Source organism: Thermovirga sp., assembly GCA_012523215.1.
Taxonomy (GTDB): Bacteria; Synergistota; Synergistia; order Synergistales; family Thermovirgaceae; genus 58-81.
Map to the genome: position 1 here is coordinate 1 of JAAYIZ010000188.1, position 1,912 is coordinate 1,912.

A 1,912-nucleotide genomic window follows, 5' to 3' on the forward strand; every position below is an offset into this window, starting at 1 on the left:
CTGAACGAAGGCTTGAGGATCATCGCCGAGGAGGGTCTCGAAAATCGGTTCGCCCGCCATAGGAAGAACGCGTCGGCGCTTTGGGCCGGGCTGGAAGCCCTGGGCCTGGAACTGCTGGTGGAGCCCGTCTTCAGACTCCCGAGCCTCACGTCGGTGAAGATGCCCCGCGGAGTGGACGAGGCCGTTGTCAGGAGGAGGCTCATGGACGAGTATTCCATCGAGGTGGGTTCCGGCCTCGGCGACCTCAAGGGCAAGATCATAAGGGTAGGCCTCATGGGCAGCGGCTCCAACAGGAGGAACGTCGTTCTCTTTCTGGCGGCCCTGGGCGGCATCCTTTCAAAGGAAGGTTTTACCAACGACACCGGGGCGGCCCTCGAAGAGGCCCTGGCGGTCCTGGGCGAATAAAGGAAGGAAGTATGGAGATGGATTCAAAAAGCAAAACAGTCAGGGTAGCGGTGGTGCAGGCGGCCCCGGTGATCATGGACAGGCGGGGAACGCTTGAAAAGGCCCTGGACCTCATGGAGACCTGCGGCAAGGAGAACGCGAAGATCGTCGTCTTCCCCGAGGCTTTCATCCCCGCCTACCCGAGGGGCCTGACCTTCGGTGCAGTGGTGGGCAGCCGCTCCCCCGAGGGGAGGAAGGACTTCCGGAGGTATTTCGAAAACAGCGTGGAGGTGCCCTCCGATACCACCGCTGCCCTGGGCGAGGCCGCTAAAAAGTACGGGGCCTTCCTGGTCATGGGCGTCATAGAGCGCGAGGGGGGAACCCTCTACTGCACCGTGCTCTACTTCGGCCCCGACGGGAGGCTCCTGGGCAAGCACCGCAAACTGAAACCCACGGCATCGGAACGCCTCATCTGGGGTGAGGGCGACGGCAGCACCCTGACCGTCGTCGACACTCCCTACGGGAAGATGGGCGGCCTCGTCTGCTGGGAAAACTACATGCCCCTGGCCAGGGCGGCCATTTACGGCAAGGGGACGACGATCTACCTTGCCCCGACGGCGGATTCCCGGGAGGAGTGGCAGGCCTCGATGAGGCACATCGCCCTGGAGGGGCGGTGCTTCGTCCTCTCGGTGAACCAGTACGTCCACAAGTCCATGTACCCCGAAGACCTGGCCTGCTACACCGACCTGGAAGGCCAGCCCGAGATCATGTGTCCCGGCGGGAGCGCCATAATAGGCCCCTTGGGCCAATACCTGGCGGGGCCGGTCCGTGACCGCGAGGAAATCATCTTCGCTGACCTAGACATGGGTCTCATCGCCGAGAGCCGTTATGATTTCGATGTGGTGGGTCACTACGCCCGCCCCGACGTTCTGAAACTGACGGTCAACGAAAAACCCCAGGCGAGCGTGTCCTACACGGACGGAGGCGACGCCGCGGGCGACCCGGGGCCGGTGAAGAGCTGATGACGCGCCGGAAAGCGTTCTCCTTTCCAGGGATGAGGATCCTGGCCGCCCTGGCTATCCTCCTGGCTTGGGCCGGGGCGGCCCACCCTTCCGAGGGTCTGACTGTATTGGCTCCCCGGGAGACGGCCATTGGAAGACCCTTCCTGGTCTATGTCGCCTCCCCGGAAGCGCTGGAGGACGTCGTCCTCTCCTGGGAGGGCAAGGAACTGTCGCTGGAAACGGAGACCGTCGGCGGGAGTTGCGAGGCCATGGCACTGCTGGGGACCGATGTGGGCAGTTCGAAGCCGGGAGCGAAAACCCTGGAGATCCGGTACTCCCGGGAGGGAAAGCCGGCGGCGGTCTCGAGGCAGATCAATGTGGCCGCCGTGGAGTACCCATCGGAGAAGCTGACCTTGCCTGAAGCCATGATCACGCCCCCGAAGGAAGTCCTGGACCGGATCGCCCGGGAAAGGAAGGAGTCTGCCAGGGCCCTTTCCACCGTGACGGCGGCCAGGTACTGGGGCATA

Annotated in this window: 3 protein-coding genes; all 3 read left to right on the forward strand. The window is 63.8% G+C overall.

Annotated features, from left to right (window positions below; all coding sequences use genetic code 11):
• The coding region (locus tag GX108_05225) for an alanine--glyoxylate aminotransferase family protein (GenBank protein ID NLO56439.1) at positions 1-405 on the forward strand (405 nt) is incomplete at its 5' end.
• A 17-nt stretch (positions 406-422) separates the two neighbouring features.
• Positions 423-1,406, forward strand: coding sequence for a carbon-nitrogen hydrolase family protein (locus tag GX108_05230; GenBank protein ID NLO56440.1), 984 nt, complete (start codon positions 423-425; stop codon positions 1,404-1,406).
• Positions 1,406-1,912: hypothetical protein (locus tag GX108_05235; protein ID NLO56441.1), on the forward strand; the 507-nt coding region annotated here is incomplete at its 3' end. The genes GX108_05230 and GX108_05235, both read left to right, overlap by 1 nt.

Coding starts and splice junctions, on each gene's coding strand:
- GX108_05230 (NLO56440.1), top strand. CDS start 423: ATGGATTCAAAAAGCAAAACAGTCAGGGTAGCGGTGGTGCAGGCGGCC.